The organism is Duganella vulcania, assembly GCF_009857655.1.
Taxonomy (GTDB): Bacteria; Pseudomonadota; Gammaproteobacteria; order Burkholderiales; family Burkholderiaceae_D; genus Rugamonas; species Rugamonas vulcania.
This window is the reverse complement of record NZ_WWCX01000008.1, coordinates 15,732-40,500: the sequence shown is the minus strand read 5'-3', so window position 1 is coordinate 40,500 and position 24,769 is coordinate 15,732. Positions and strand designations below refer to the sequence as shown.

The window sequence follows — 24,769 nt, the reverse complement described above, 5'->3', positions numbered from 1 at the left end:
CTCAGTTAAGGCGCAGGGCCAGCGCCGCCAGCGTCACCAGCAGCACCGGCAAGGTCAGGCAGATGCCGACGCGGAAGTAGTAGCCCCACGAAATCTTGATGCCTTTGTTTTCCAGCACGTGCAGCCACAGCAGCGTGGCCAGGCTGCCGATCGGCGTGATCTTCGGCCCCAGGTCGCTGCCGATCACGTTGGCGTAGACCATGGCCTCGCGCGCCGCGCCCTGCGCGGTGCTGGCGTCGATCGACAGCGCGCCGATCAGCACGGTCGGCAGGTTGTTCATGATCGACGACAGGATGGCGGTGATGACGCCGGTGCCCATCGCCGCGCCCCACACGCCGTGCTGCGCGCAGGCGTTGAGCGCGGAGGTCAGGTAGTCGGTCAGCCCGGCGTTGCGCAGGCCGTACACCACCAGGTACATGCCCAGCGAGAAGACCACGATCTGCCACGGCGCGTTGCCGATCACCTCGCGGGTCGAGACGCGATGCCCGCGCGCCGCCACCAGCAGCAGCATGGCCGCGCCGACGGCGGAGGTGGCACTGATCGGCACGCCCAAATCCTCCAGCCAGAAGAAGCCGATCAACAGCAAGCCCAGCACCCACCAGCCGGTGATGAAGGTGGCGCGGTCGTGGATCGCGTCTTCGGGACGCTTGACCTGCGCCAGGTCGTAGTCGGCCGGGATGTCGCGATGGAAGAACCACAACAGCACCGCCAGCGTGGCGGCCACGGCGACAAAGTTCACCGGCACCATCACCGCCGCGTAACGCGCGAAGCTGACGTTGAAGTAGTCGGCCGAGACGATGTTGACCAGGTTGGACACCACCAGCGGCAAGCTGGCCGTGTCGGCCACGAAGCCGGCCGCCATTACGAAGGCCAGCGTGGCCTTGCCGGAAAATTTCAGCTCGCGCAGCATGGCGATGACGATGGGCGTGAGGATCAGCGCCGCGCCATCGTTGGCGAACAGCGCCGACACCGCCGCGCCCAGCAGCACGAACATCGCGAACAGCAGCTTGCCGCTGCCGCGTCCCCAGCGCGCCACGTGCAGCGCGGCCCACTCGAAGAAGCCGGCCTTGTCCAGCAACAGGCTGATGACGATGATGGCCACGAAGGTGCCGGTGGCGTTCCACACGATGTGCCACACCACGGGAATGTCGCCGACATGGATCACGCCGGCCAGCAGCGCCACGCAGGCGCCGGCTACCGCGCTCCAGCCGATGCCCAGGCCGCGCGGCTGCCAGATGACCAGGGTCAGCGTCGCCAGGAAGATCAGGGAAGCGGCCACCATCAGGACACGCTCAGGCCGCCGATGCGGTCCAGTTCCTGTTTCAGTTGGTGCTTGTCCAGGCCCTGCGGCAAGGCCAGGAAGGCCTCGATGCGTGCTCGGATGATGCGGTAGGCGTGCTCGAACGCCGCCTCGATTTCTTCCTCGGTGCCGACCACATGGCTGGGATCGTCCACGCCCCAATGCGCGCGCAACACCTGGCCCAGGTAGGCCGGGCAAGTCTCGCCGGCCGCGCTGCCGCATACGGTGATGACGATGTCCGGCGTGACCGGCAAGTCATTCCACGATTTGCTGTAATAGCCCTCGGTGGAAATGCCCTTGCGCGCCAGCAGCGCCACCGCGCGCGGATGCAGCGCGCCCATCGGCTGGCTGCCGGCGCTGATGGCGCGCCAGCCCGCCGGCGCCAGATGGTTGAAGACGCCTTCGCTCAACACGGAGCGGCAGGAATTACCGGTACAAAGAAAAAGAACGTTCATGAGGTGCAGTCATTGACGCCGCAGGGCAGGCCGCTGCAGCAGTTTTCGGTAAGGAAGCCGATCAGGCCGTTCATCGCGCCCACATCGGCCGCGTAGATGACAAAGCGGCCATCCTGGCGCGAGCTGACCATGCCGGCATGGCTCAGCTCCTTCAGGTGAAACGATAGCGACGACGGCGAAATAGCGAGCCGTTCCGCAATTTTACTGGCCGCCATGCCGTCCGGCCCAGCCTGCACCAGCAGCCGGAACACGGCCAGCCGGCTTTCCTGGGACAGCGACGACAGGGCCGCCAGAGCTTGTTTAGTATCCATGCGGCGATAGTACCGCAATCGATTCGACATTTCAAATAATATCGAAATGAATCGGCCATAAAAAAAAGCCCGCATCTCAGCGGGCTTCGTTCCAATGTATTACCAATGCTTTAATCGTATGCCGGAATCCAGTGCTATCTGCAAAGTGACTCCAGAGTCTCGGACGCCCATGCTATCTGCGTGGTGCCTCCAACGTGTAAATCGACCATCGTATCCGGAATTACAACTCCAGGCTTCGCGTCAACTGCGGTTCGGTCTTACACATATCGAATCGCGGCGCTCCACTTGGACGTGGGTGGGACTGTTTTCCGGGATTCCTCCCTTTCAACCTCAACCACGAACGTAGTGTAACACAGTTTTTTGTGCGACGCACAAATTATTTTACTTCTGTAGCTTGAGTGGTCATCGGCACCGGCGCGCGCGGCTGGCGGTGGCGGCCGACCCGTTCGAACTCGGAGATGACCTGGGCGCCGAACAGCAGCAGGGTGGCGCCGATCTCCAGGCTGAACATGACGACAATGGCGGTGGTCATCGAGCCGTACACCACGTTCACCTGCGACAAGGTTGAAAAATACCAAACCAGGATGTGGCGCGCCAGTTCCCACAGCAGCGCCGCCGTCACGCCGCCAATCAGCGCGTGCGACAGCGACAGGCGTCCCACCGGCATCACCAGGTAGATCGAGGTCAGCACCAGCACCTCGCCGCCCAGGCCCAGCAGGTACAGCAGCACGCCGGACACGCCATGCAGCGACCAGCTGTAGCCAAGGAATTGCACGCTTTCCTCGCCCAGCACCTGCAGGCTGCCCGCCACCAGCGTCACCAGCAGCATGCCCACGCCCAGCGACAGGATGTAGCAGTAGGGCATGATCGCCGAGATCAGGAAATGCCGGCGCCGTATCTCGACCCGGTGCTTGAAGATCACGCACATGGCGTTCTCCAGCACAGTGAACGCCAGCGAGCTGAAGAAAATCATGCTGACCACCAGCACGCCACCGATCAGGTCGCGGTGGTCGAGGAAATGGCCGACCTCGGTCACGATGGCCTTGGCCTGGCCCGGCACCAGCCAGTTCAGGTAGCGGCCCAGCGTGGCCAGCAGTTCATCCTGCGCAATCACATGCGACAGCGCGACCACCACCAGCATCACCAGCGGCACGATGGACAGCAGCGAGTAATAGGCGACCGCGCCCGCCAGCAGCAAGCCTTGATTGGCGCGGAAGCCCTTCACGCATTGCACCAGGAAAGCCATCGGGTGCGCGCTGACGTGCAGCAACGCCCTGCGGTTGAATAGTCTCATGCCGCCATTGTACGCATGACTCAGCGCGGCGTATGTGCGGCTACGTCCAGATAGCGCCAGTTGGTGAATTCGACCGGATGGCGCTGGTAGTTCTTCAGCCACGGCTGTTGCAGGTCGGCGGAAATCGGATGGGTCAGCAGCACCCACGGCGTGTAGGCGTGGATGAGCTGCGCCATCTCGTCGTACAGCGCGGTGCGCTGCGGCGAGTCGCCCATTTTGCGGCTCTGCTCGTAACGCTGGTTGTAGGCCGGCAGGTTGAAGCGCGCGTAGTTGGCGCGGCCGCTGTTGGGGCCGTACAGCAGCTGGTAGAAGTTCTCGCCGTCGGGGAAGTCGGCCACCCAGTTGGTCTCGAACATCATCACCGAGCCCAGGCGCGAGGCCTTGATGATCTCGGTTTTCTTGTCGCTCTTGAACGTGACTTTCAGGCCGATGGCGTTCAGGTTCTTGCGCCACAGCTCGTCGCGCAGGCGGCCTACGGTGGACGATTCGCTGTGCATCACCAGCGTCAGCGGCTTGCCGTCGGGCTGGGTGCGGAAGCCGTCGGCGCCCTTGCGGTAGCCGTAGCGCTCCAGCAGCGCGTTGGCCAGCGCGGGATCGTAGGCGACCGGGCTGCGGTAGGCGGGATCGTAGCCCAGCACATTGGGCGGCAGCGGTGTCGCGGCCGGCAGCGCCAGGCCTTTCTTCATCAGCGCCACGTCCTCGCCGCTGTTGTAGCCCAGCGCGATGGCGCGCCGCAGGGCCAGCTTCTCCTTGCTGTAGCCGCCGATCAGCGGATCTTCCATGTTCATCCACATGTAGTACGTTTGCAGCACCGGGAAGGGCGACAGCACCATGCCCTGCCTGGCCAGCGCCGGTTTCAGGGTCGGCCTGGCGTCGGGAGTCAGCACCATGTCCTTCATCGATTCCGGCAGCTGTTCGAGGAAATCGAATTCGCCGTTCAGGAAGCCCAGCACGCGCGACTGGTATTCCTCGACGATCTTGATGTCGACCTGGTCCAGCAGCGGCAGGCGGCGGCCCTGGAACATCGTCGGGCGGAAGTCGCGGTTGGCCAGCAGCGTGATCTGGTCGCTGTGCTTCCATCGGCCCATCAGGAAGGGACCGGTGCCGACCGGGTGGTTGCCGGCCTGCGCGCCGTAGGCCTCCATCACTTCGCGCGCGACCACGCCGGTGGAGGGCGTGGCCAGGTAGAACAGGAAGTTGGGATCGGGCGCGTTGAGCCGGATGCGCAAGGTGAACCTGTCCACCGCTTGCAGGCCGGCGATGTTGCTGTCGTAGCTGAATTTTGTTTTCAGCGCCTCGTCGCCGGCGATCTTGCCTTCCAACAGGAACAGCCATGGCGACTTCAGCACCGGGTCGTACAGGCGCTTGAGGCTGTAGACGTAGTCCTGCGCGGTCACTTGCCGGTGTTCGCCCTTGAACGCCGGATCGGGCGTGAAGTAGATGTCCTGGCGCAGGTGGAAGGTGTAGCTCAGGCCGTTGTCCTCGACGGTCGGCATGGCGCTCAGCGTGTTGGCCTGCAATTTGACGGGGCGGGCCAGGTAATCGTAGCGCAGCAGCGGGTCGAACAGGTTCTCCAGCAGGCTCAGGCTGGCGATATCGGACGCCACCGCCGGATCAAGTCCGGTCTCGCCGGTGCTGAGGAAGGCGTGCAAGACTTTCGGCTCGGCGGCAGCGGCGGCTCCGGCCGATAACACCAGCGCCAGCAGGGCTGCGGCATAACTTTTGGGCATCAGGTCCATTCCACCTCGCATACGTAAAGCGGCAGCTTATAACTTTTTTGACGGGCTTACCCGCTATACTTTGCGCATCGTCCACTGCTTTCAGGAAAATTTCTCGATATGTCGCTCAATTACATCTGGTCCGGCTTCTTCCTGGTCGGCTTTGTGGCAGCGCTGGCGCAGTTCCTCCTGACGGGCGACACCGAGATTTTCAAACGCATCATCGACGGCACCTTCGATTCCGCCAAGGCCGGCGTGATGGACATCGCGCTGCCGCTGGCCGGCGTGATGACGCTGTGGCTGGGCATCATGAACATCGGCGAAAAGGCCGGCGCCATCGACCTGCTGGCGCGGCTGATCGCGCCGTTCTTCTCGCGCATCTTCCCCGGCGTGCCGAAGAACCACCCGGCCACCGGCCACATGGTGATGAACTTCTCGGCCAACCTGCTTGGCCTGGACAACGCGGCCACGCCGTTCGGCCTCAAGGCCATGGAAAGCCTGCAAACCCTCAACCCCAGCAAGGACGAGCCGACCGACGCCCAGATCATGTTCCTGGTGCTGCACACCTCGGGCCTGACGCTGATCCCGCTGGCCATCATGGCGCAGCGCTCGATCCTGGGCGCGGCCGACCCATCGGACATCTTCATTCCGTGCATGATCGCGACCTATGTGGCGACCGTCACCGGCATCATCGCCGTCGCCATCCGCCAGCGCATCAACCTGTTCAACGGCGTGGTGCTGGGCTGGCTGGGCGGCATGACCGCCGCCATCGCCGGCATGGTCTGGACCTTCACGCACTACATGACCAAGCTCGAAATCGAACTGTTCTCCAAGGTCTTCAGCAACCTGGTGCTGATGGTGGTGATCGCCGGCTTCATCATCGGCGCGCTGCGGCGCAAGGTCAACGTCTACGAGGCGTTTATCGAAGGCGCCAAGGGCGGCATCCAGACCTCGATCACCGTGATCCCCTACCTGGTCGGCATGCTGGTGGCCATCAGCGTGATCCGCAACGCCGGCGTGTTCGCCTACGTGGTGGACGGCTTCAGCTGGCTGTTCGGCCACCTCGGCATCAACACCGATTTCGTGCCGTCGCTGCCGACCGCGCTGATGAAGCCGCTCAGCGGCAGCGCCGCCAAGGCCATGATGATCGACACCATGCGCACCTACGGCGTGGACTCGTTCGTCGGCCGCCTGGCCTGCGTGTTCAACGGCTCGGCCGACACCACCTTCTACATCGTCGCGCTGTACTTCGGCTCGGTGGGCATACGCAAGACGCGCTACGCGATCTCCTGCGGCCTGATCGCCGATTTGACCGGCGTGATCGCCGCGATTTTTGTCGCTTACGTTTTCTTCCATTGAATCGGATAACCATGTTCCGTCGCCTCATCCTTGCCGCGCTGATCGCGGCCGGCACCGCCCACGCCGCCGACCTGCCGGAGCCCATCAGCGCGCTGCTGCAGGCGGCGCATATCCCGCCGGAGGCCGCCGGCATCGTCGTGCTGCGCGGCGACACCACGCTGGTCTCGCACAACGCGCAGCAGAGCATGCAGCCGGCGTCCACCATGAAGCTGTTCACCACGATGACGGCGCTGGAACAACTGGGGCCGGCCTTCCGCGGCCGCACCGAATTCCGCACCAGCGCCGAAGTGGTCAACGGCGTGCTGCAGGGCGACCTGATCCTGCGCGGCGGCGGCGATGTCGACCTGAACGAGGATGTGCTGCTGCACATGCTGCAGGCGCTGCGCAACCAGGGCATCCGCAAGATTAAGGGCGACGTGTTGCTGGACCGGCAGCTGTTCCAGCCGGCGCGGCCTGATGTGGGGCAGCCACCGTTCGACGAGTATCCGTGGGCCTACTACAACGTGATTCCCGACGCGCTGCTGACCAACACCAATTTGCTGAAACTGGAAATGCGCTCGACCGGCAACAAGCTGGGGCTGGTGATGATGCCGGAGATGGACAAGGTCGGCATCCGCTCGGAAATGAAGCTCAGCGATGCGCCGTGCTCCTCATGGGAGGCCGGCTGGCGCTCGCCGGACGTGGCGCGCAGCGGCGACAAGATCGAGGTGGTGCTGCATGGCAGCTTCCCGAAAAACTGCATCAAGTCGACCAGCGTCGACGTGATGGACCACCACGACTACCTGGAGCGCCTGCTGCGCGCCACCTGGCGCAAGCTCGGCGGCAGCATCAGCGGCGAGGTGCGCGAGGCCGACGCGACGGCCACCGCCACGCCGACCGCCATCGTGACCACCTCGCCCGCCGCCAGCGCCATGCCTGCCAACCCGGACGCAGACGCCAGCCCGGCCGCGAACGCCGACGCTGCGTCCGCACAGCCCTCTGCCGCCCCGGCCACCCGCCTGCTGGCCGAACACGTCTCCCGCCCGCTGCCGGAAATGCTACGCGACATCAACAAGTTCTCCGACAACACCCTGGCCCGCACGGTGTTCCTGATGCTGGGCAGCCTGCAAGCCGACCCGGTGCTGGGCAGCCGCCCGATCGCCCCGGACGGCAGCGCCGCCAGCACGCCGATGCGCGCCGAGACCGCGATCCGCGCCTGGCTGCAAACCCAGCGCATTGACGCCAACGGCCTGGTCTTCGACAACGGCTCCGGCCTGTCGCGCACCGAGCGCGCCACGCCGGCGCAACTGGCCGGCGTGCTGCAAGCCGGGCTGAAGAGCCTATGGATGCCCGAGTTCCTGTCCAGCCTGCCGATCGCCGCCACCGACGGCACCATGCGCAAGCGCCTCAAGGACAGCCCGGCCGCGCTGCGCGCGCGCATCAAGACCGGCAGCCTGAAGAGCGTGATCGCCATTGCCGGCTACGTCACCGACGACAACAACCAGCCCTGCATCGTGGTCGCCATCCTGAACGACGAACACGTCGCCAACGGCGCCGGCCGCACCGTGCTGGACGGCGTGATCGACTGGGTGGCCCGCAGCAAATGAGCTGTAATTTTCCACATTGAAATTCGCGTAGAATGAGCTGAACACAACGTCACGGGGAACATTGCGAGATGTCCTTAACCGTCACCGAAATACTAGGCCGCTCCCAAGAAGGACAAACTCGTCCTTACATCTGCCGGTGCGATGACGGTGACGTCTACTTCGTCAAGGGCAAATCGACTACTCGATATCAACTGATCGCCGAGTGGATATGCGCTCAGTTATGCTCTGCATTGGAACTGCCAATTGCCCACTATGCATTGGCGACTGTACCCGTCGAAATAGTCGAAGCCGACTTAACTGGCGCCTACCAAGACTTGGGTTCCGGGCCAGTCTTCGCTTCACGCCGAGTGAACGCGAAGAACCTGATGCGCAGCCATATCAAACGAGTGCAGCGAAGCCTTCGTCGCGACATCGTCTTGTTTGACTGGTGGGTACGCAATGCGGATCGCAACTTGACGGATATCGGCGGCAATCCCAATCTTCTATGGACTGTCGGTGAGCCGCCATCCTTGGTCATGATTGATCACAATTTGGCTTTTGATGCGGACTTCGACCCAGCACAATTTCTTCATCTTCATGTGTTTTCCGCCGAAGTAGCCGATCTGTTCAGCGATTTCCTCCTGCGCGACACGTACCGTGCCCGCTTTGCCACGGCACTGGAAAATTGGGATGATATTTGTGATACGCTTCCCTTAGCTTGGCACTTTATCGACGCCGAAATGACCATGCCGACCAAGTTCCCGTTTGATGAAATCAAGCGGCTTCTGAAGCGCGCTCTAACAGATGCATTCTGGCAGTTGCCACCAACATGAATATCGCCTGTCATTACGCCATTGTTCGCTTTACCCCGTTCATCGAAACGGGAGAGTTCGCCAATGTCGGCGTGGTGATGCTTGCACCTGGCATACGCTTCTTCGGGTTTAAGCTTTTGATCAACCGATACGCTCGCGTTACCAATTTCTTTGAAGGGCTCGATCCCAAGGTTTTCAAAGCCTCTATCGGCGATCTGAACGAGGAGATGAAACGGCTCGATTTGATATTCAACCAGACTGGCAGTTACGATAAAGAAGCTCTGCTGCGCATTTGGACAGAGCTGGTTAAGCCTCGCGAAACCATGTTGCGCTTTAGCGAACCACGCTTGGTGTTGGCCGAGGACTGCACGTCGAAATTGCACGAGCTCTATGACTACTATGTCGGACACAATTTTGCGAACAAGGAGTATCAGGAAAAACTCCTGGAACGCGATGTCAGCGGATGGTTGCGCGATGCCGGACTCCAAAACAAATTTCATGCGGCGCGCATCGGCAACGAGGAATATCACGCGCATTTTCCTTTCGTGGCAGGCACGGAAGAGCATCCCGAAAAAATCATTAAGCCACTCAACCTCAATTACACCGACGCGGCGAAAATCATTGACCACGGCGGCCAATGGCTCTACCGTATTGATTCGCTTAAAAAGCGCGATCTGTTACCCGCTCAAGTCCTCTTTGCCGTCAAAGGGCCCGAGGCCCATGAGCATACGCCGCGCGGCCGTGCTCAAGGCGAGATCGTCGCTGAGTTGAAAGCAAAGAACGTCATCGTGGTTAGCCACGACAACGTTGCGCCGATCTTGGCATTTGCTCGCTCCCGGTAATCACATCCCCGGCAATCCTTCCTCCACCAGGTAATCGATGAACGCCCGCACCTTCAACGCCAGGTGCGGGCCGGGCATGTAGACCGCGTGCACGGTGCCGGCATACGGCTGGTCGAAAATCCACTCCGGCAGCACCCGCCGCACCCGCCCCTGCGTCAGCGCCGGACGGGCCGTGAAATCCGGCACCAGGCCGATGCCGCCGCCCGCCTCCACCACCGACAGCAAGGCGCCGCTGTTGTTGATCGTCAGCCGCGACGGCACGCGGATGCTGGCCGTCTCGCCGCCGCGCCGCATGCTCCACGCGTCGCCGAAGCGCGCATAACCCAGGTAGCTGCACTGGTGCGCCGGCAGCTCGTGCGGCGATTGCGGCTCGCCATGCGCGTCCAGGTACTGCTGCGAGGCCACCAGCACATAGCTCACCGGCCCCAGCGTACGCGCCGCCAGCCCGGGCGCCAGTTCGGTGGCGATGCGGATCGCAAGATCCATGCCTTCCTCGATCAGGTCGATCTTGCGGTCCACCAGCTGGAGTTCGACATCGACCTCGGGATAACGCGCCAGGAAACCCGGCAGCTTGGGCGCCAGCCACACCTGGCCCAGCACGATGGGCGCGCTGACGCGGATGGTGCCGTTCGGCCGCGCGCTGTAGCTGCCGGCCAGCGCATGCACCTCGCGCGCCGTGCTCACCATGCGCGCGCAGGCCGCGTGCACCTGCTGGCCCAGCTCGGTCAGCGACAGCGAACGCGTGGTCCGCTGCAGCAGCCGTCCGCCCATGTGCGCCTCCAGCCGCGAGACGTGGCGGCTGACCGCCGACGTGGTCAGCTCCAGCTGCCGCGCCGCCGCGGAGAAACCGCCGCTATCGACCACCTGTGCAAAGATGGCCATTTCCTTCAACATTTCCATCGCCCCACTCCACCGTTGCAGCTGCATCAACAATGCTTTGCATTGTAAGTGGATTGTGTATTTTTTGTGCGGTCGCCATACTGAAAGCACCACATCAAGCAGGAGTCACCATGAAACAACGCACTTTAGGCAGCCAGGGCCTGACGGTATCGGCGCAGGGTCTGGGCTGCATGGGCATGAGCAACACCTATGGGCCGGCCGACCAGACCGAGGCGGTCGCCACGCTGCACCGCGCGCTGGAACTGGGCGTCAACTTCTTCGACACGGCCGAGCAATACGGCCCCTACGACAACGAGGCGCTGCTGGGCCGCGCCTTCGCAGGCCGCCGCAGCGAGGTGATCCTCGCCACCAAGTTCGGCTTCGACATCCGCGACGGCAAGACCGTCGGCGTGACCAGCGATCCGAAACACATCCGCGAAAAAGTGGAAGGCTCGCTGCGCCGGCTGAACACCGACCACATCGACCTGCTGTACCAGCACCGCATCGATCCGCTGGTGCCGATCGAGGAGGTGGTGGGCGTCATGGCCGAGCTGGTCCGCGAGGGCAAGGTGCGCTACCTGGGCCTGTCCGAGGCGGGCGTGGCCAACATCCGCCGCGCCCACGCGGTGCATCCGATCAGCGTGCTGCAAAGCGAGTATTCGCTGTGGGAGCGCAACCTGGAGGCCGACGTGCTGCCAGCGCTGCGCGAACTGGGCATCGGCCTGGTGGCGTTCAGCCCGCTGGGACGGGGCTTCCTGGCCGGCACCGCCAAGCGCGCGGAAGAGTATCCACCCAGCGATTTCCGCCATCTGGACCCGCGCCTGCAGGGCGAGAACTTCGACCGCAACATGGAAGCGGCCGCCATCGTGCGCGAGCTGGCCGACCATCGCCTGGTCACGCCGGGGCAGATCGCGCTGGCCTGGGCCATGCACAAGGGCGACGATATCGTCACCATCCCCGGCACGCGCCGCCGCACTTACCTGGAGCAGAACGTGGCCGCGGCGGAGATCACGCTCGATGCGACCGAGATGGCGGTGCTGGATAACGCGCTCAAGCAGGTGTCCGGCCCGCGCTACAGCAAGGAGCGCATGGCGATGGTGGATCGCTAAAATCCGGTCGCCTTCAGCGTTGGAGCATAACGGGACTGGGCAATTAGGGAACGCCGCTCATTGGAAGGAACATAGGCGACGGGTTAGGGCTTTTGTTACCTTCCAATAGACTAAAGCCTAACGCTTCATAGAAGCCGACTGCTTCGGCATCGGCGTCGAGATACATGCCGAACGAGCCTACCGCTTGGGCAGCCAATTTGGTCGCCTTGAAGGCCTCTTTCATCAGTTGCTTGCCCAAGTTCCGCCCTTTGTACTGGTTGTCAACGCCAAGCATGATGAGTCGGGTACACGGAATTTGTTTGGGTAGCAGCACGTAAGCTACACAGACTCCTTTTCTCACTTGTGATTTAAGAGAGTCGTGTGCGAACTTATTGATAGCCGCATTCCCACAGTCAAACTTCTTTTGGCCAGCGTAAGTGAGGTTCGGGTCGTATTTCGAAAAAACGATCGTCATGCCTTATCCAAATCAGGCAAGGACATCAACTCACGCATCGCCTTCGTGGGTTCGCCGGGCGTCGATTGCAGCAGGCGAGCAAGCGCCTCCTGCCCGTCTCTGCTGAGCGTAATGGACCTGTGCTCAGACACAACTTTACGAGCCTTTTCCATGGCGGTATTCAAGATGAATGCGGTCAGATCCGTTCCATCCAAGGCAGCGACCAGACTGAGCAATTCCTTTGCCGCGTCAGTGGTCTTGAGCTCCATTCGCGCCCGCTTCAATGGCTCGCTTGGCGGAGTTGTCGTCATTGAATTGCCCTCCGTGGTATTTGCTTGTCATTCCATACCAACAATACGGCCAACGGCCGTACAAGTAAACCTCAACGAACCCAAGTCAAACCCTGTCAAAGCACGCGGATGTAGTCGCGGCGCACCAGCAGGCGGTCGCCGCAATCGAAGTGCCACCATTCGCTGTTGATGCCGACCCAGCCGGCCTGGAACATGGCCTCGCGCAGCAGGCGGCGGTTGGCGACGTGCTGTGCGCTCAGTTCGCCGCGCGCCAATAGTTCGGCCTCCAGCGCCGGGTGCGAGCGCTCGGACAAGTCATCGAAGCCGGTACCCATGTCCAGCTCGCGGCCCTGCGCGTCCAGCAGGGTCAGGTCCAGCGCCATGCCGAAGGAGTGGATCGAGCCGCGCGCCGGATCGGCGATGTAGCCCAGCAGCTCGGTGCCTTGCAGCGCCAGCCACAGCTGCTCCTGCACGCGCTGCGGGCGCAAGGCGTCCAGCACCAGCACCTTGCAGTCGGGCCGGCGCCTGCCCAGCCACGCCACCACGCGCTCCAGCGCCGCCGCCGCGTCCTGGTGCAGCCAGGCGCAGTCGAGCGGCGAGTACAAGTCGCGGCCGACAAAGTTGTCCGGCGTGGCGTAGCGCAGGTCGACCGCGATGCCGGCGATGCTGCCGAGCCGCCGGAAATCCGGGTGGCCGGCGATTTCTTCACAGCGGACGGTGACAGCCATGTTGCGCTCCCAACGGCTTATTCGGTCGGCAAGGTGCCCGGCGCCGGTTGCGGCGGCGGCATCACGGTGGGCGGCACCGCCATTTGCACCGGCAGCGGGCTGGTCAGCACATCGAGGATGGCCGCCGTTTCCGCATCCGGCTCGCCGTCGTACAGCGACTGGCGATACTTGGACTGGAACACCACCATCACGTTGCGGGTGGCCTGGTCCAGCTCGCCCGTCTGCGGCACCGCGTAGCCGTGCTGGGCCAGCTTGCGCTGGAACCACGCCACGTCCGGCACCTGTTGCTGGAACAATTGCAGGCGCGCGGCAACGCGGCTCGGCTCCGGCCACGCGACCAGGCCGGCGTCGGCCAGCTGCTTCCACGGGAACAGCGGGCCGGGGTCCTGCTTGCGCTGCGGCGCGATGTCGTTGTGGCCGAGGATGTTCTCCGGCTTGATGTCGTGGCGCGCGACGATCTGCTTCAACAGCAAGATCAGCTGGTCGATCTGCGCCTGCTTGAACGGCGCGTACACCCGGCCCTGCGGCGTGTCGACAAAGCCCGGATTGACGATCTCGATGCCGATCGACGCCGAGTTGAGCTGGTTGTAGATCTTCCAGCTGCTCAGGCCGGCATGGTTGGCCTGGCGCGATTCGTCCACCAGCGTGTAGAAGAAGGGCTGGTCGGTGTCGGTCAGCAGGTAGTGAGCGCTGACTTCCTGCTGGGTCAGGATCTTGATCGAGCGCGGCAGGTCGCTGACCGTGTAGTGCAGGATGATGTACTTGATGCGGTCGCTCTGGCTGCGCGCCGTCAGAGTGGTGTCGAGGCGCGGCCCGGGCGGCGGCACGGTGGCGCAGCCGGCCAGCAGGGCGACGGCGGTGGACAGGGCGGCAAGCGGCAAGAGCTTCATCATTAGCGGTCTCGGCAACGTTTCAATATCGTGAGTGTAGTGCAATGCGGGCCGCAGCGTGGTGCGCCTGCGCTTCTTTTTGCCGCAGCGGCAATTCCGGCGGCAGCGCCGCGCGCATCGCCTGCGCGATCAGCGGATGCAGCGTGGCGGCCCGCCCGCTCAGCACCAGCGGGCGCGGACCGTAGCGGCCCACCAGCGCCAGCGCGATGCGCGCCAGCTCGCGGCCGGCCTGTTCGAGGATGGCGCGCGCCACCGGATCGGCATCCGCGCTGGCGGCCACGGCCAGGGCCAGGCGGCCGATGGCGCCCCGGTCCTGGCCGTAGATGAACTGGCGCGACAAGGCCCAGTCGCTGCCGCCGACCTGCTCGAACACCGCGCGCGCCATCGGCGATTGTTGCCAGATGCCGGGTTGCTCGTCCTCCAGCCGCCAGATGTGGCGCATCGCCTCGCGCGCGATCCAGAAGCCGCCGCCGCCATCGTCCAGCGTCACGCCGCGTCCGCCAGCGCGGTGGAAGCTGCCGTCCTCGGCGATCCACGCCGCGATGGAGCCGGTGCCGGCATAAACCAGGTAGCCCTCGCCGGGCGCGAAACTGTCGAGGTAGGCGATTTCCACATCGTTGCGCAGCGCGACCGATGGCGGCGCCACTTGCAGCAACTCGGCCAGCCATTGCGCGGGCAACGTGGCCAGGCCGTCAAAGCCGGTCAGGCCGGCGCACACGGCTTGCGGCTTGCCCACCGCCAGCACCTGCGCCGCCAGCAGCGAGAAGATGCCGCGCACCGCGTCGCGGCCGGCGGTGTTGCCCATCTGCGTGGCGGACAGGCCGGCCACCGCGCCCTCGGCCACGATCGCGCCCGCCGCGTCGGCCAGCGCCCAGCGGGTCTGCGTGCCGCCCGCATCGATGCCCAGTCCCAGCTCGCCCATGGTCCGCTCCCTGATGGTCAGCGCATCACGCTGACGCGTTCGCTTTCATTGCCCAGGCGGTCGATCGCGCTGACCACCACCGCCTGCGCCGCGCCTGCCGCCGCGTCGTCCGGCAGCAGCAGCACCGGACGCGAAGCCGGCGCCACCGCGAAGCGCCATTCCGAACCGTAGCGCGACCAGATCGCGTAATGCGCCACCGGCTTGCCGGCCGCGGCGGACAGCTTCAATCCGACGCCATTGCCCTCGCGCCGCACGGCCACGGCCGGCGCCAGCGGCAGCTCCGCGCCCAGCCACGGACTGGCCGGGGCCAGCGCGGCGGTCTGGTAAGTCTGCGCGCGCAGCTGATCGGCGATGCCCTTGCGGTTCTCCATCAGCGCGGCGATGCTGAAGTGCAGGTGGCCCTGCACGCCGGCACGGCTGCGCGTGACGCCAATCTGCTTGACGATCTCCTCCGGCGCGAAAGCCTTGGCGCTGTTGTCGATGCGGCTGGTGTACAGGCCCGGCCAGACGTGGCGCGCGCGCGTGTTCTGCGCCAGCCAGTAGTCGAGCAGCACGTCGAACGCCTGCGGCGCCTGCGCCACCGGCCAGTACAGCTGCGGCGCCAGGTAGTCGAGCCAGCCGTTGGCCAGCCACAGCTCGGCGTCCGCGTACAGCTTGTCGTACTGGCTGAAGCCGACGATGCCGGCCGGGCGCCGGTCCGGACGGCCGATGCCGAACGGACTGATGCCGAAGCGCACCCAGCTCTTTTCCTTGTGGATGCCGAGGTAGAGCGCCTCGATCAGCGAGTTGACGTTCTGGCGGCGCCAGCCCGCGCGGTCCAGCGTGCCGCCGCCCAGCAGGTAGCGCTGCCACGACGGCTGGTCAGGGAACTCCAGCTCCTGCTTCGGGCTGGCGCCGGCGTCCAGCACCACGCCGTCCGCCCCGGCCGTGTCGATCGGGTAGGGATAGAAATAATCGTCGATGTGGACGCCGTCGATATCGTAGCGGCGCACCACGTCCAGCACCACGTCCAGCGTGTGCTGCGAGGCGGCGGCCTCGCCCGGATCCATCCACAGGTAGCGGCCGTAGGACTTGACCACATCCGGATTGGTGCTGCCGATGTGGTTGCGCGCCAGCGGCGACTTGGCCGTCGCGTGGCGCGCGCGGTAGGGGTTGAACCAGGCATGCAGCTCCAGCCCGCGCGCGTGCGCCTGCTCGATCCAGAACTGCAGCGGATCCCAGGCGGTGGCGGGCGCGCGGCCCTGCTGGCCGGTCAGGAACTCGGACCACGGCTCCAGCTCGGACGGGTAGATCGCATCCGCGCTCGGCCGCACCTGCAGCACGATGGCGTTCAGATGCAATGCCTGCGCGCGGTCGAGGATGGCAAGCGCTTCGGCCTGCTGCCTGGCCATGGTCAGGTTATTGCGGCTGGGCCAGTCGATGTTGGCCACGGTCGACACCCAGGCGGCGCGGAACTCGCGCGGCGCCGGCGGCGGCATGTTCAGGTCGACCGGCGCCGTCGGCGCGGTGGTGCCGGGCGCCGCCGGGCGCGGCGCGGAGCCGGCCTCCGGGGCGGGTGCTATCGGTGTGCTGGAGCAACCGTCCAGCAACACGGCCAGGGCGCCGGCCACGCCGGCCGACAGCGTCAGCCGCTTTTTTGCATTAAAAACCAAAACCATTCCCCGAAACTATTGTGCACCCGTATTGTAATGCGCTTGCCGTTTATTTCCTGCCGAATTCGGGATCGATCCGTACCAGCGCCGTCATCGCGAACGCGGGCAGGGTTGAAATGCAGGCCCAGATGAAGAAATGTTGATAACCCAGGTGCTGCTGTATCCAGCCGCTGACCATCCCCGGCAACATCATGCCGAGGGCCATGAAACCGGTGCAGATGGCGTAGTGCGCGGTCTTGTGCTCGCCGTCCGCCACCAGCACCATGTACAGCATGAAAGCCGAGAAGCCGAAGCCGTAGCCGAACTGTTCCACCGCCAGGCAGGCGGAGATCAGCGTGGTGTCGGTGGGCAGCGCGGTGGCCAGGTAGACAAACACCAGGTCGGGCACGTGCATGATGAACACCATCGGCCACAGGCTGCGCTTGAGGCCGAAGCGGGAGATGACCACGCCGCCGGCCAGCCCGCCCAGCACCAGCGCGCACACGCCGACGGTGCCGTAGACCACGCCGAAGGTCTCGGTGCTCAGGCCCAGGCCGCCTTGCGCGCGCGGATCCAGCAGGAAGGGCGCCGCCATCTTCAGCAACTGCGCCTCGCCGAGGCGGTACAGCAGCAGGAAGCCCAGCGTGGCCTTGATGCCCGGCTTCTGGAAGAAACTGTGGAAGGTGCGCAGGAAATCCTGCCACAGCGCACCACCGCCCGCGTGGCTGCGGTCGGTGTCGGGGCGGGGCAGGACCAGCTGGTGATACGCGCTCAAGCCCAGCATCAGCGCCGCCATCAGGCCGAACACCAAGGACCACGCCCAGGCGGGATCGCCGCTGGACGTGGCCAGCCGTCCGGCCAGGTAGACCAGGCCGCCTTGTCCGGAGATCATCGCCAGCTTGTAGAACGCGCTGCGCACGCCGACGAAGGCGGCCTGCTGGTGCTGGGTCGGCAGGCCAAGCATGTAGTAGCCGTCGGAGGCGATATCATGGGTGGCCGAGCTGAAGGCCATCAGCCACAGCAAGGCCAGGCTCATGCGGAAGAAATCAGGCAGGTGCAGGGTCAGCGCCACCGAGGCGAGCGCCGCGCCGGTCAGCAATTGCAGCAGGACGATCCAGCGCCGCTTGGTGCCGAACAGCTCCACGATGGGCGACCACAGCGGCTTGATCACCCACGGCAGGTACAACCACGCGGTATAAAACGCCAGGTCGGTATTGGACACGCCGAGGTTCTTGTACATCACCGTCGACAGCATCATCACCGCGACGTAAGGCACAGCCTGGCTAAATGAAATACTAGGCACCCAGGCCCAGGCATTGCGTTGTTGCGCTCGATCCATACACCCTTCGATTTTGTTCGGCAAAATTCGGACTACAATACAGACAGCCATCGGAGATCGAGACATGTCCACGCCAGCCGATACCCAAAGCAAGCCGGAAACGCTCACCATACGCATGGGTTCGAAAGAACGCAACCTCATTGAGCGCGCCGCCAAAGCCTCTGGCAAAAATCGCAACGATTTCATCCTGGATGCCTTGCGGAGCGCGGCGGACGATGCGTTGCTAGACCAGGTCAACATCGTCGCCACACCGGAAGCCTACGCGGAATTCCTGGCCCGGCTGGACATGCCTCCCGCGCCCAACGCGCAGCTGCTGAAAACCATGCAAACCAAGGCACCCTGGGATAAAAAATGATCGTACGGCCACCGGAGCCGATGACCAGCCAGCATGCCACCAATCGCTTTTCCTGCGGAGTCGACAGCCTGGGTGCATGGCTCAAACGCCGCGCGATGCAAAATCAGGCCAGCGGTGCATCGCGCACCTTTGTCATTTGCCAGGGAAAAAACGTCATCGCATATTACGCGCTGGCAGCGGGCGCCATCGGTGCCAATGCGGCTGCCGGCTCTTTTCGTCGCAATATGCCTGAGCCCATTCCCGTTGTACTGCTTGGGCGTCTCGCCATCGACCGGCGTCTCCAAGGCAGAATGCTGGGACGCGCACTGGTTCGTGATGCCAGTCATCGCATTCTTCAAGTCGCGGAGTCGATCGGTATCCGCGGAATCATCACCCACGCGCTGACGCCGGCGGCCAAATCGTTTTATGAACGGGTCGGCTTCGTGGTTTCACCGCTGGACGCCATGACGTTGATGGTCACGCTATCGGATTTAACCGCAGCATTGAACTCGCCCAACAATCAGGTGTGATTGGCTACAGCAGCTTACGATAGACGATGAAGCCGGACTTGTCGGCGACTTTATCGTACAGCTGCATCGCGGTCTGATTGGTTTCGTGGGTTTGCCAGTAGACTCGCGGACTGCCGGCGATGCGGGCCTGCTCATACACTGCCTCAATCAGCTTGCGCGCCACGCCCCGGCCTCTGGCGGCCTCGGCGGTGAACAAGTCCTGCATGTAGCAGCTCAGGCCAATCTGTGTCGTGCCGCGATGGTAGAGGTAGTGGGCGAGTCCGACCAGGCTGCCTTCGTGGACGGCAACCAGCGCATGCACCGGCTCGTTCACATCGAAAAAACGCGACCAGGTGGTCCGGGTGATTTCTTCGGGAAGCGCCGTGTCGCCATGCCGGCCGTAGAACTTGTTATACCCCAGCCATAACGCATGCCAGGCGTCGTAATCCGCTTGCGCGACCGCGCGTATCTCGATCATGGCTTCAACGCCTTGCGGACATTGCCGTCCGCTGCGTCGAGCAGGTTTTGCGCGTCTTCGATGGAGGTGTTTTTCAACAGCGCGACGATCGCGACCTTGACGTGGAAATGGCAGCGCTCCAGCACGCCCCGCGCAATGTCCGCGTCGACGCCGGTGGCGTGCATGGTCAGCCGCACCGCGCGCTCGACCAGCTTGACGTTGGTGGCGTGCATGTCCACCATCAGGTTGCCGTAGACTTTGTTCAAGCGCACCATCAACGCGCTCGACAAGGTGTTGAGCACGACCTTCTGCGCCGTGCCCGCCTTCAGCCGCGTGCTGCCGGAAATGACTTCCGGCCCGGTGTCGAGCGTGATGCCGACGTCCGCGTCGGCAGTCAGCGGCGTGCCGATATTGTTGGCGATGCCCACCGTTAAGGCGCCCACCATACGCGCCGCCTGCAACGCGCCCAGCACATACGGCGTGGTACCCGATGCCGCCACCAGCAACACCACGTCGTTATAAACCGGATACAGCAGCCGCAGATCCGAAGCGCCCTTGGCGCGGTCGTCCTCGGCCCCTTCCACCGCCTCGAACATCGCGCCCAGCCCGCCGGCCAGCAAGGCGACGGCGCGCTCATGAGGCCACGAGAAAGTGGGGAACAGCTCCACGCTGTCAAGGATACCCAGCCGCCCCGACGTGCCGGCGCCCACATAGATCAAGCGCCCGCCGGCGGCGATGCGCGGCGCCATCGCGTGCACGGCGGCGCCGATGCTGGGCTCGGCCGCCTGCACCGCGCGCAGCGCTTGCGTCTGGTCGTCAACCAGCGCCGCCACCAATGCCTCAACCGAATATTGGTCCAGCTGCGCGTGCTGCGTACTCGGCGTTTCGGTTTTTAGCATAGGTAGTTATGTTACGTAGCGCGACGCATCTCCGCGACAAAATCATAGTGATCGCTGTGGCAATAGGAATGCGTCAACTCCATCGCCTCGCCCGATTCCAGATAAGCAATACGGGTAATGTACAGCACCGCCTGCCCCTCGGGAACACCCAGTTGCTTGGCCAGCTCGGCCGAAGCGTTCATTGCGCGGATGTGCTGCAGCGCGCGCGCCGGCGCCTGGCCGATGCTCTCCAGATACTGGTACAGCGAGGCGCCCACCGCGTTCGGATCGTTGAGCACGGTCTGCGGCAGCACCGACACCTCGTACGCCATCACCACGTCGTCCGCCAGGCGCAAACGCTCCAGCCGCGCCACCTTGGAATACGGCGACAGGCCCAGGCTCAGCTGTTCTTCCGGCGTCGGCGTCACCACCGCGCGCTTGAGCCAGCGCGAGCCGGGAATGTGGCCGCGCTGCTGCAATTGCTCGGAAAAACTGGTCAGGTTGGACAGCGGCTGCTCGATGCGCGGCGCAATATAGTTGCCCGATCCGCGACGGCGCACCACCAATCCCTGGTCCACCAGCTGGTCGATGGCCTTGCGCGCGGTCACCCGCGACACATTCAGCAACTCCGACAAGGTCCGCTCCGACGGCAGCGCCTGGTCCACCTGATAGCGGCCGTTGTGCACATCATCGCTCAATTTGCGGGCTATCTGCATGTACAGCGGCGTACTGTCGTTGGCATCCGCCTTGAATTCAAAACTGCTCTGGCTCATTCATATCTCCTCACGCCTCTAGTGTAATAGCGTTACAGAAAACATGTGGGGTTGAAAATAACAATATTTGTTCACATAGCAGAACGGCAAGCCCGGCGGAATGCGGCCTTTTGGCGGATAATGCTGGATCGTCAGACCAGCCCCACCATCCGAACACATGTCCAAGAAGTCCACCGCGCCCGCGGCCTGCCCCTGCGGCGGCCCCTCCCTGGCGAGCTGCTGCGGCCCGTACATCGCCGGCGCCGCCATCCCGCCCACCGCCGAAGCGCTGATGCGTTCGCGCTATACCGCCTATGTGCAGCGCAACGAGCCCTACCTGATGGCCACCTGGCACGCCAGCACCCGTCCGGCCGAGCCCATCATGAGCAAGGAAGAAAAATTGCAGTGGCTGGGACTTGAGGTAAAATCTGCTTTACGTTTACGTCAACGTAAAGCAGAAGACGCCGACCCGACCAAGGATACGGTGGAGTTTGTCGCCCGGTTCAAGACCAATGGCCGGGCGCAGCGCCTGCACGAGATCAGCAACTTTGTGCGCGAGCCGGCCGAGGGCGGGCTGCGCTGGTTTTACGTTGACGGTAGTTTTCCAGAATAAATCATCAGGACGCGGCGGAGACACCGCGCAGAAAAAAGGAAAAGCAATGCCGCAGATCGAAAGCAAACTCAATCCCCGCAGCGAGGATTTCAAGGCCAACGCGGCCGCCATGCAGGCCGTCGTCGACGACCTGCGCGACAAGGTCGCCAAAATCGCCTTAGGTGGAGGCGAGGCGGCATCGGCCAAGCACGTCGCCCGTGGCAAACTGCTGCCGCGCGACCGCGTGCAGATGCTGCTCGATCCCGGCACGCCCTTCCTCGAACTGTCGCAGATGGCCGCCTACGGCATGTACCAGGACGCCAACGGCGTCGACGCCGCGCCGGCCGCCGGCATCATCACCGGCATCGGCCGCGTGGCCGGCCAGGAGTGCGTGATCGTCTGTAACGACGCCACCGTCAAGGGCGGCACCTACTATCCGATCACGGTCAAGAAGCACCTGCGCGCGCAGGAGATCGCCGACCAGAACAACCTGCCGTGCATCTACCTGGTCGACTCGGGCGGCGCCAACCTGCCCAACCAGGACGACGTCTTCCCCGACCGCGACCATTTCGGCCGCATTTTCTACAACCAGGCCAACCTGTCGGCCAAGGGCATCCCGCAGATCGCCGTGGTGATGGGCTCCTGCACCGCCGGCGGCGCCTACGTGCCGGCGATGAGCGACGAATCGATCATCGTCAAGGAACAGGGCACCATCTTCCTCGGCGGCCCGCCGCTGGTGAAGGCCGCCACGGGCGAAGTGGTCACCGCCGAAGACCTGGGCGGGGGCGACGTGCACACGCGCCTGTCCGGCGTGGCCGACCACCTCGCGCAGAACGATCTGCACGCGCTGTCGCTGGCCCGCACCATCGTCTCGAATCTGAACCGCACCAAGCCCCAGCAGGGCGCGTTGCGCGAGACGGCGGAACCTAAGTACCCCACCGAGGAACTGTACGGCGTGATCCCGGTCGACACCCGCAAGCCCTTCGACGTGCGCGAAGTGATCGCCCGCATCGTCGACGGCAGCGAGTTCGATGAATTCAAGGCACGCTACGGCACCACCCTGATCTGCGGCTTCGCCCACATCTTCGGCATGAAGGTCGGCATCATCGCCAACAACGGCATCCTGTTCTCCGAGTCCGCGCTGAAGGGCGCGCACTTCATCGAGCTGTGCGCGCAGCGCAAGATCCCGCTGGTGTTCCTGCAAAATATCACCGGCTTCATGGTCGGCCGCAAATACGAAAACGAAGGCATCGCCCGCAACGGCGCCAAGATGGTGACGGCCGTCGCCACCGCCGCCGTGCCCAAGTTCACGGTCATCATCGGCGGCAGCTTCGGCGCCGGCAACTACGGCATGTGCGGCCGCGCCTTCTCGCCGCGCTTCATGTGGATGTGGCCCAACGCCCGCATCTCCGTCATGGGCGGCGACCAGGCCGCGTCGGTGCTGGCCACCGTCAAGCGCGACGGCATCGAAGGCAAGGGCGGCTCATGGACGGCGGAAGAAGAAGCCGCGTTCAAGCAGCCGATCAAGGAGCAGTACGAGCACCAGGGCCACCCGTACTACGCCACCGCGCGCCTGTGGGACGACGGCGTGATCGATCCGGCCGACACCCGCATGGTGCTGGGCCTGGGCCTGTCGGCGGCGCTCAACGCCGAAATCCCGGACACCAAGTTCGGCGTCTTCAGGATGTAAGCAGACGATGACCGTGCAGACCCGATACCGACAAGGACTGGCCGCGCCGCTGCTGGCGGCGGCATGCGCTTCTGCGCAGGCCATCCATGTGCCGGCGGTCGACGCGAGCATGGGCGAGCAGGTGGTCGCGATTCCCGCGAAGATCGCCGGCGCCGACATCACACTGCAAACCACCATCTTCAAACCACCCGGCGATGGTCCGTTCCCGGTGCTGTTCATGAACCACGGGAAGGACGGCGGCGACGCCCATCAGCAAGCGCGCGCCCGCTACCCCGTCATCAGCCGCGAGTTCGTCAAGCGCGGCTACGCGGTGGTGATCCCGATGCGCATGGGCTTTGCCGGTTCCGGCGGCAGCTACGTCAACTCCCATTGCCAGGCGCGGGAAAACGGCGAGGACCAGGCGGCGTCGCTGTACTCCGCGATGGCCTACGTGATGAAGCAGCCGTGGGCCGACCAGCAGCACGTGATCCTGGCCGGCCAGTCGCACGGCGGCCTGACGGCCATCGCCGCCGGCAGCCATAACATCAGCGGCGTGCGCGGCGTAATCAACTTCGCCGGTGGCGTCAACAGCCGCTCGCACTGCGACTGGCAGGCCGCGTTGATCAGCGCCTTCAAGGCCTACGGCGCGGTCAGCACCACGCCCACCATCTGGTTCTACGGCGCCAACGACCGCCACTTCGGTCCCCGTCTGGCGGCCGACATGTACGCGGCCTACACCGGCGCCGGCGGCAAGGCGCAGCTGGTGGCCTACGGACCATTCAAGCGCGACGCGCACGGCATGAGCTCCAGCCCGGACGGCGTGGCCATCTGGCTGCCGGAGACCACGCGCTTCCTGCAAAGCGTCGGCATGCCGACCGAAATCAAATACAAGATCAAGGACTAGAGATGAGCTTTACCACGCTGACCATCAGCCGCGAAGGAAAAGTCGCCACCGTCACGCTGAACCGCCCGGACGTGCGCAACGCCTTCAACGAGACCACCATCGCCGAGATCACGCAAGCCTTCGGCGAACTCGGTGCGGAACAAGACCTGCGCGCCATTGTGCTGGCGGCGAACGGCCCGGCCTTCTGCGCCGGCGCCGATTTGAACTGGATGAAAAAAATGGCGGGCTACACGCACGCCGAAAACCATGCCGACGCTCTGCAACTGGCGGAGATGCTGCGCACGATCTACCTGTGTCCCAAGCCCGTGGTGGCCAAGGTGCAGGGCGATTGCTACGCCGGCGGCATGGGGCTGGTCTCCGCGTGCGACATCATCGTCGCGGCCGACCAGGCCAACTTCTGCCTGAGCGAAGTGAAACTGGGACTGATCCCCGCCACCATTTCGCCCTACGTGATCAAGGCCATGGGCGAGAACGCGTCGCGCCGCTACTTCCTCACCGCCGAACGGTTCGGCGCGCAGGAAGCACTGCGCATCGGCTTCGCGCACGAAGTGGTGGCCGCCGACGCGCTCGACGCCAAGGTGGCGGAAATCGTCAAGGCCTTGGTCAACAATAGCCCGAACGCCGTGCAGCAAGCCAAGGTGCTGGTGCGCGAAGTGGTCGGGCAAACCGTCAACGATGCGTTGCTGGCCGATACCGCCGAACGCATCGCCCAAATCCGCGCCTCGGAACAGGGCCGCGAAGGCGTGGCCTCGTTCCTTGAGAAGCGCAAGCCAAATTGGCTAAGCTAGAAAAAGTCT

At 64.2% G+C, this 24,769-nt stretch carries 27 protein-coding genes; 11 read left to right on the top strand and 16 right to left on the bottom strand.

What is annotated here, in order from left to right:
• Position 1: 1 nt before the first annotated feature.
• The 5 genes from GTP90_RS08095 to GTP90_RS08075 form a co-directional block, all read right to left on the bottom strand.
• On the bottom strand, positions 2-1,282 hold the full coding sequence (locus GTP90_RS08095) for an arsenic transporter (protein ID WP_161083022.1): 1,281 nt from the start codon (positions 1,280-1,282) through the stop codon (positions 2-4).
• Complete coding sequence (locus GTP90_RS08090; RefSeq protein ID WP_161083021.1) at positions 1,282-1,755, bottom strand: arsenate reductase ArsC; 474 nt, start codon at positions 1,753-1,755, stop codon at positions 1,282-1,284. Before GTP90_RS08090 ends, GTP90_RS08095 begins: the two co-directional genes overlap by 1 nt.
• Positions 1,752-2,066 (bottom strand): ArsR/SmtB family transcription factor, encoded by a 315-nt coding sequence (locus GTP90_RS08085; RefSeq protein WP_161083020.1) that lies wholly within the window; start codon positions 2,064-2,066, stop codon positions 1,752-1,754. Before GTP90_RS08085 ends, GTP90_RS08090 begins: the two co-directional genes overlap by 4 nt.
• A gap of 376 nt (positions 2,067-2,442) precedes the next feature.
• On the bottom strand, positions 2,443-3,360 hold the full coding sequence (locus tag GTP90_RS08080) for a YihY/virulence factor BrkB family protein (RefSeq protein ID WP_161083019.1): 918 nt from the start codon (positions 3,358-3,360) through the stop codon (positions 2,443-2,445).
• A 20-nt stretch (positions 3,361-3,380) separates the two neighbouring features.
• The gene (locus tag GTP90_RS08075) at positions 3,381-5,090 is read right to left on the bottom strand and encodes an ABC transporter substrate-binding protein (RefSeq protein WP_371875035.1); all 1,710 of its coding nucleotides are present in this window, start codon (positions 5,088-5,090) and stop codon (positions 3,381-3,383) included.
• A 108-nt stretch (positions 5,091-5,198) separates the two neighbouring features.
• On the opposite strand from GTP90_RS08075, the gene GTP90_RS08070 reads away from it, so the two are divergent.
• From GTP90_RS08070 to GTP90_RS08055, 4 genes are all read left to right on the top strand, one after another.
• Positions 5,199-6,437: a spore maturation protein gene (locus GTP90_RS08070; protein ID WP_161083017.1), complete on the top strand. Its 1,239-nt coding sequence runs from the start codon at positions 5,199-5,201 to the stop codon at positions 6,435-6,437.
• A gap of 11 nt (positions 6,438-6,448) precedes the next feature.
• Positions 6,449-8,023: a D-alanyl-D-alanine carboxypeptidase/D-alanyl-D-alanine endopeptidase gene (gene dacB, locus GTP90_RS08065; RefSeq protein ID WP_161083016.1), complete on the top strand. Its 1,575-nt coding sequence runs from the start codon at positions 6,449-6,451 to the stop codon at positions 8,021-8,023.
• 68 nt (positions 8,024-8,091) lie between these two features.
• On the top strand, positions 8,092-8,835 hold the full coding sequence (locus tag GTP90_RS08060; RefSeq protein WP_161083015.1) for a HipA family kinase: 744 nt from the start codon (positions 8,092-8,094) through the stop codon (positions 8,833-8,835).
• The gene (locus GTP90_RS08055) at positions 8,832-9,656 is read left to right on the top strand and encodes a DUF3037 domain-containing protein (protein WP_161083014.1); all 825 of its coding nucleotides are present in this window, start codon (positions 8,832-8,834) and stop codon (positions 9,654-9,656) included. Before GTP90_RS08060 ends, GTP90_RS08055 begins: the two co-directional genes overlap by 4 nt.
• Here the strand turns inward: GTP90_RS08055 and GTP90_RS08050 are convergent, their stop codons facing one another.
• On the bottom strand, positions 9,657-10,556 hold the full coding sequence (locus tag GTP90_RS08050) for a LysR family transcriptional regulator (RefSeq protein WP_161083013.1): 900 nt from the start codon (positions 10,554-10,556) through the stop codon (positions 9,657-9,659).
• Between the two features lie 110 nt (positions 10,557-10,666).
• Here GTP90_RS08050 and GTP90_RS08045 point away from each other — a divergent pair, with 110 nt between their 5' ends.
• Complete coding sequence (locus GTP90_RS08045) at positions 10,667-11,644, top strand: aldo/keto reductase (RefSeq protein WP_161083012.1); 978 nt, start codon at positions 10,667-10,669, stop codon at positions 11,642-11,644.
• Positions 11,645-11,687: 43 nt separating this feature from the next.
• Here GTP90_RS08045 and GTP90_RS08040 read toward each other — a convergent pair whose 3' ends face one another.
• The 7 genes from GTP90_RS08040 to GTP90_RS08010 form a co-directional block, all read right to left on the bottom strand.
• A complete protein-coding gene (locus GTP90_RS08040) occupies positions 11,688-12,098 on the bottom strand; it encodes a GNAT family N-acetyltransferase (RefSeq protein WP_161083011.1) in 411 nt (136 codons plus the stop codon).
• On the bottom strand, positions 12,095-12,346 hold the full coding sequence (locus tag GTP90_RS08035; protein WP_161083010.1) for a type II toxin-antitoxin system TacA family antitoxin: 252 nt from the start codon (positions 12,344-12,346) through the stop codon (positions 12,095-12,097). The genes GTP90_RS08040 and GTP90_RS08035 overlap by 4 nt, the downstream gene beginning before the upstream one ends.
• Positions 12,347-12,483: 137 nt before the next feature.
• Complete coding sequence (locus GTP90_RS08030) at positions 12,484-13,095, bottom strand: M15 family metallopeptidase (RefSeq protein WP_161083009.1); 612 nt, start codon at positions 13,093-13,095, stop codon at positions 12,484-12,486.
• 17 nt (positions 13,096-13,112) lie between these two features.
• On the bottom strand, positions 13,113-13,985 hold the full coding sequence (locus GTP90_RS08025) for an N-acetylmuramoyl-L-alanine amidase (protein WP_161083087.1): 873 nt from the start codon (positions 13,983-13,985) through the stop codon (positions 13,113-13,115).
• A 22-nt stretch (positions 13,986-14,007) separates the two neighbouring features.
• Complete coding sequence (locus tag GTP90_RS08020) at positions 14,008-14,907, bottom strand: N-acetylglucosamine kinase (RefSeq protein ID WP_161083008.1); 900 nt, start codon at positions 14,905-14,907, stop codon at positions 14,008-14,010.
• A 17-nt stretch (positions 14,908-14,924) separates the two neighbouring features.
• Positions 14,925-16,565, bottom strand: coding sequence for a glycoside hydrolase family 10-like protein (locus tag GTP90_RS08015; protein ID WP_161083007.1), 1,641 nt, complete (start codon positions 16,563-16,565; stop codon positions 14,925-14,927).
• A 43-nt stretch (positions 16,566-16,608) separates the two neighbouring features.
• Entirely contained in the window at positions 16,609-17,877 is a 1,269-nt protein-coding gene (locus GTP90_RS08010; protein ID WP_161083006.1) for an MFS transporter, read from the bottom strand.
• A 64-nt stretch (positions 17,878-17,941) separates the two neighbouring features.
• Here GTP90_RS08010 and GTP90_RS08005 point away from each other — a divergent pair, with 64 nt between their 5' ends.
• Complete coding sequence (locus tag GTP90_RS08005; protein WP_161083005.1) at positions 17,942-18,232, top strand: type II toxin-antitoxin system TacA family antitoxin; 291 nt, start codon at positions 17,942-17,944, stop codon at positions 18,230-18,232.
• Positions 18,233-18,252: 20 nt separating this feature from the next.
• Positions 18,253-18,741: a GNAT family N-acetyltransferase gene (locus tag GTP90_RS08000; RefSeq protein WP_254451773.1), complete on the top strand. Its 489-nt coding sequence runs from the start codon at positions 18,253-18,255 to the stop codon at positions 18,739-18,741.
• Between the two features lie 4 nt (positions 18,742-18,745).
• Here GTP90_RS08000 and GTP90_RS07995 read toward each other — a convergent pair whose 3' ends face one another.
• From GTP90_RS07995 to GTP90_RS07985, 3 genes are read right to left on the bottom strand one after another with little or no spacing between them, the layout of a single operon-like run.
• Positions 18,746-19,198 (bottom strand): GNAT family N-acetyltransferase, encoded by a 453-nt coding sequence (locus GTP90_RS07995; protein ID WP_161083003.1) that lies wholly within the window; start codon positions 19,196-19,198, stop codon positions 18,746-18,748.
• Entirely contained in the window at positions 19,195-20,076 is an 882-nt protein-coding gene (gene murQ, locus GTP90_RS07990) for an N-acetylmuramic acid 6-phosphate etherase (protein ID WP_161083002.1), read from the bottom strand. Before murQ ends, GTP90_RS07995 begins: the two co-directional genes overlap by 4 nt.
• An 11-nt stretch (positions 20,077-20,087) precedes the next feature.
• The gene (locus GTP90_RS07985; RefSeq protein ID WP_117012246.1) at positions 20,088-20,828 is read right to left on the bottom strand and encodes a GntR family transcriptional regulator; all 741 of its coding nucleotides are present in this window, start codon (positions 20,826-20,828) and stop codon (positions 20,088-20,090) included.
• 157 nt (positions 20,829-20,985) lie between these two features.
• On the opposite strand from GTP90_RS07985, the gene GTP90_RS07980 reads away from it, so the two are divergent.
• The 4 genes from GTP90_RS07980 to GTP90_RS07965 are packed head-to-tail and all read left to right on the top strand — an operon-like array spanning position 20,986 to position 24,760.
• Positions 20,986-21,420, top strand: a complete 435-nt coding sequence (locus GTP90_RS07980; RefSeq protein ID WP_161083001.1) for a YchJ family protein — start codon at positions 20,986-20,988, stop codon at positions 21,418-21,420.
• A 46-nt stretch (positions 21,421-21,466) separates the two neighbouring features.
• Positions 21,467-23,089 carry a carboxyl transferase domain-containing protein gene (locus tag GTP90_RS07975; RefSeq protein WP_161083000.1) on the top strand — a complete coding sequence of 541 codons (1,623 nt, stop codon included), beginning with the start codon at positions 21,467-21,469 and terminating at the stop codon, positions 23,087-23,089.
• Between the two features lie 7 nt (positions 23,090-23,096).
• Positions 23,097-23,972 carry a dienelactone hydrolase family protein gene (locus tag GTP90_RS07970; protein ID WP_161082999.1) on the top strand — a complete coding sequence of 292 codons (876 nt, stop codon included), beginning with the start codon at positions 23,097-23,099 and terminating at the stop codon, positions 23,970-23,972.
• A gap of 2 nt (positions 23,973-23,974) precedes the next feature.
• Complete coding sequence (locus GTP90_RS07965; protein WP_161082998.1) at positions 23,975-24,760, top strand: enoyl-CoA hydratase/isomerase family protein; 786 nt, start codon at positions 23,975-23,977, stop codon at positions 24,758-24,760.
• Positions 24,761-24,769 lie beyond the last annotated feature (9 nt).

Bases quoted from the DNA above. Each gene is read 5' to 3' on its own strand.
- GTP90_RS08095 (WP_161083022.1), bottom strand. From the start codon at position 1,282: ATGGTGGCCGCTTCCCTGATCTTCCTGGCGACGCTGACCCTGGTCATC.
- GTP90_RS08090 (WP_161083021.1), bottom strand. From the start codon at position 1,755: ATGAACGTTCTTTTTCTTTGTACCGGTAATTCCTGCCGCTCCGTGTTG.
- GTP90_RS08085 (WP_161083020.1), bottom strand. From the start codon at position 2,066: ATGGATACTAAACAAGCTCTGGCGGCCCTGTCGTCGCTGTCCCAGGAA.
- GTP90_RS08080 (WP_161083019.1), bottom strand. From the start codon at position 3,360: ATGAGACTATTCAACCGCAGGGCGTTGCTGCACGTCAGCGCGCACCCG.
- GTP90_RS08075 (WP_371875035.1), bottom strand. From the start codon at position 5,090: ATGCCCAAAAGTTATGCCGCAGCCCTGCTGGCGCTGGTGTTATCGGCC.
- GTP90_RS08070 (WP_161083017.1), top strand. From the start codon at position 5,199: ATGTCGCTCAATTACATCTGGTCCGGCTTCTTCCTGGTCGGCTTTGTG.
- dacB (WP_161083016.1), top strand. From the start codon at position 6,449: ATGTTCCGTCGCCTCATCCTTGCCGCGCTGATCGCGGCCGGCACCGCC.
- GTP90_RS08060 (WP_161083015.1), top strand. From the start codon at position 8,092: ATGTCCTTAACCGTCACCGAAATACTAGGCCGCTCCCAAGAAGGACAA.
- GTP90_RS08055 (WP_161083014.1), top strand. From the start codon at position 8,832: ATGAATATCGCCTGTCATTACGCCATTGTTCGCTTTACCCCGTTCATC.
- GTP90_RS08050 (WP_161083013.1), bottom strand. From the start codon at position 10,556: ATGGAAATGTTGAAGGAAATGGCCATCTTTGCACAGGTGGTCGATAGC.
- GTP90_RS08045 (WP_161083012.1), top strand. From the start codon at position 10,667: ATGAAACAACGCACTTTAGGCAGCCAGGGCCTGACGGTATCGGCGCAG.
- GTP90_RS08040 (WP_161083011.1), bottom strand. From the start codon at position 12,098: ATGACGATCGTTTTTTCGAAATACGACCCGAACCTCACTTACGCTGGC.
- GTP90_RS08035 (WP_161083010.1), bottom strand. From the start codon at position 12,346: ATGGAGCTCAAGACCACTGACGCGGCAAAGGAATTGCTCAGTCTGGTC.
- GTP90_RS08030 (WP_161083009.1), bottom strand. From the start codon at position 13,095: ATGGCTGTCACCGTCCGCTGTGAAGAAATCGCCGGCCACCCGGATTTC.
- GTP90_RS08025 (WP_161083087.1), bottom strand. From the start codon at position 13,985: ATGAAGCTCTTGCCGCTTGCCGCCCTGTCCACCGCCGTCGCCCTGCTG.
- GTP90_RS08020 (WP_161083008.1), bottom strand. From the start codon at position 14,907: ATGGGCGAGCTGGGACTGGGCATCGATGCGGGCGGCACGCAGACCCGC.
- GTP90_RS08015 (WP_161083007.1), bottom strand. From the start codon at position 16,565: ATGGTTTTGGTTTTTAATGCAAAAAAGCGGCTGACGCTGTCGGCCGGC.
- GTP90_RS08010 (WP_161083006.1), bottom strand. From the start codon at position 17,877: ATGGATCGAGCGCAACAACGCAATGCCTGGGCCTGGGTGCCTAGTATT.
- GTP90_RS08005 (WP_161083005.1), top strand. From the start codon at position 17,942: ATGTCCACGCCAGCCGATACCCAAAGCAAGCCGGAAACGCTCACCATA.
- GTP90_RS08000 (WP_254451773.1), top strand. From the start codon at position 18,253: ATGACCAGCCAGCATGCCACCAATCGCTTTTCCTGCGGAGTCGACAGC.
- GTP90_RS07995 (WP_161083003.1), bottom strand. From the start codon at position 19,198: ATGATCGAGATACGCGCGGTCGCGCAAGCGGATTACGACGCCTGGCAT.
- murQ (WP_161083002.1), bottom strand. From the start codon at position 20,076: ATGCTAAAAACCGAAACGCCGAGTACGCAGCACGCGCAGCTGGACCAA.
- GTP90_RS07985 (WP_117012246.1), bottom strand. From the start codon at position 20,828: ATGAGCCAGAGCAGTTTTGAATTCAAGGCGGATGCCAACGACAGTACG.
- GTP90_RS07980 (WP_161083001.1), top strand. From the start codon at position 20,986: ATGTCCAAGAAGTCCACCGCGCCCGCGGCCTGCCCCTGCGGCGGCCCC.
- GTP90_RS07975 (WP_161083000.1), top strand. From the start codon at position 21,467: ATGCCGCAGATCGAAAGCAAACTCAATCCCCGCAGCGAGGATTTCAAG.
- GTP90_RS07970 (WP_161082999.1), top strand. From the start codon at position 23,097: ATGACCGTGCAGACCCGATACCGACAAGGACTGGCCGCGCCGCTGCTG.
- GTP90_RS07965 (WP_161082998.1), top strand. From the start codon at position 23,975: ATGAGCTTTACCACGCTGACCATCAGCCGCGAAGGAAAAGTCGCCACC.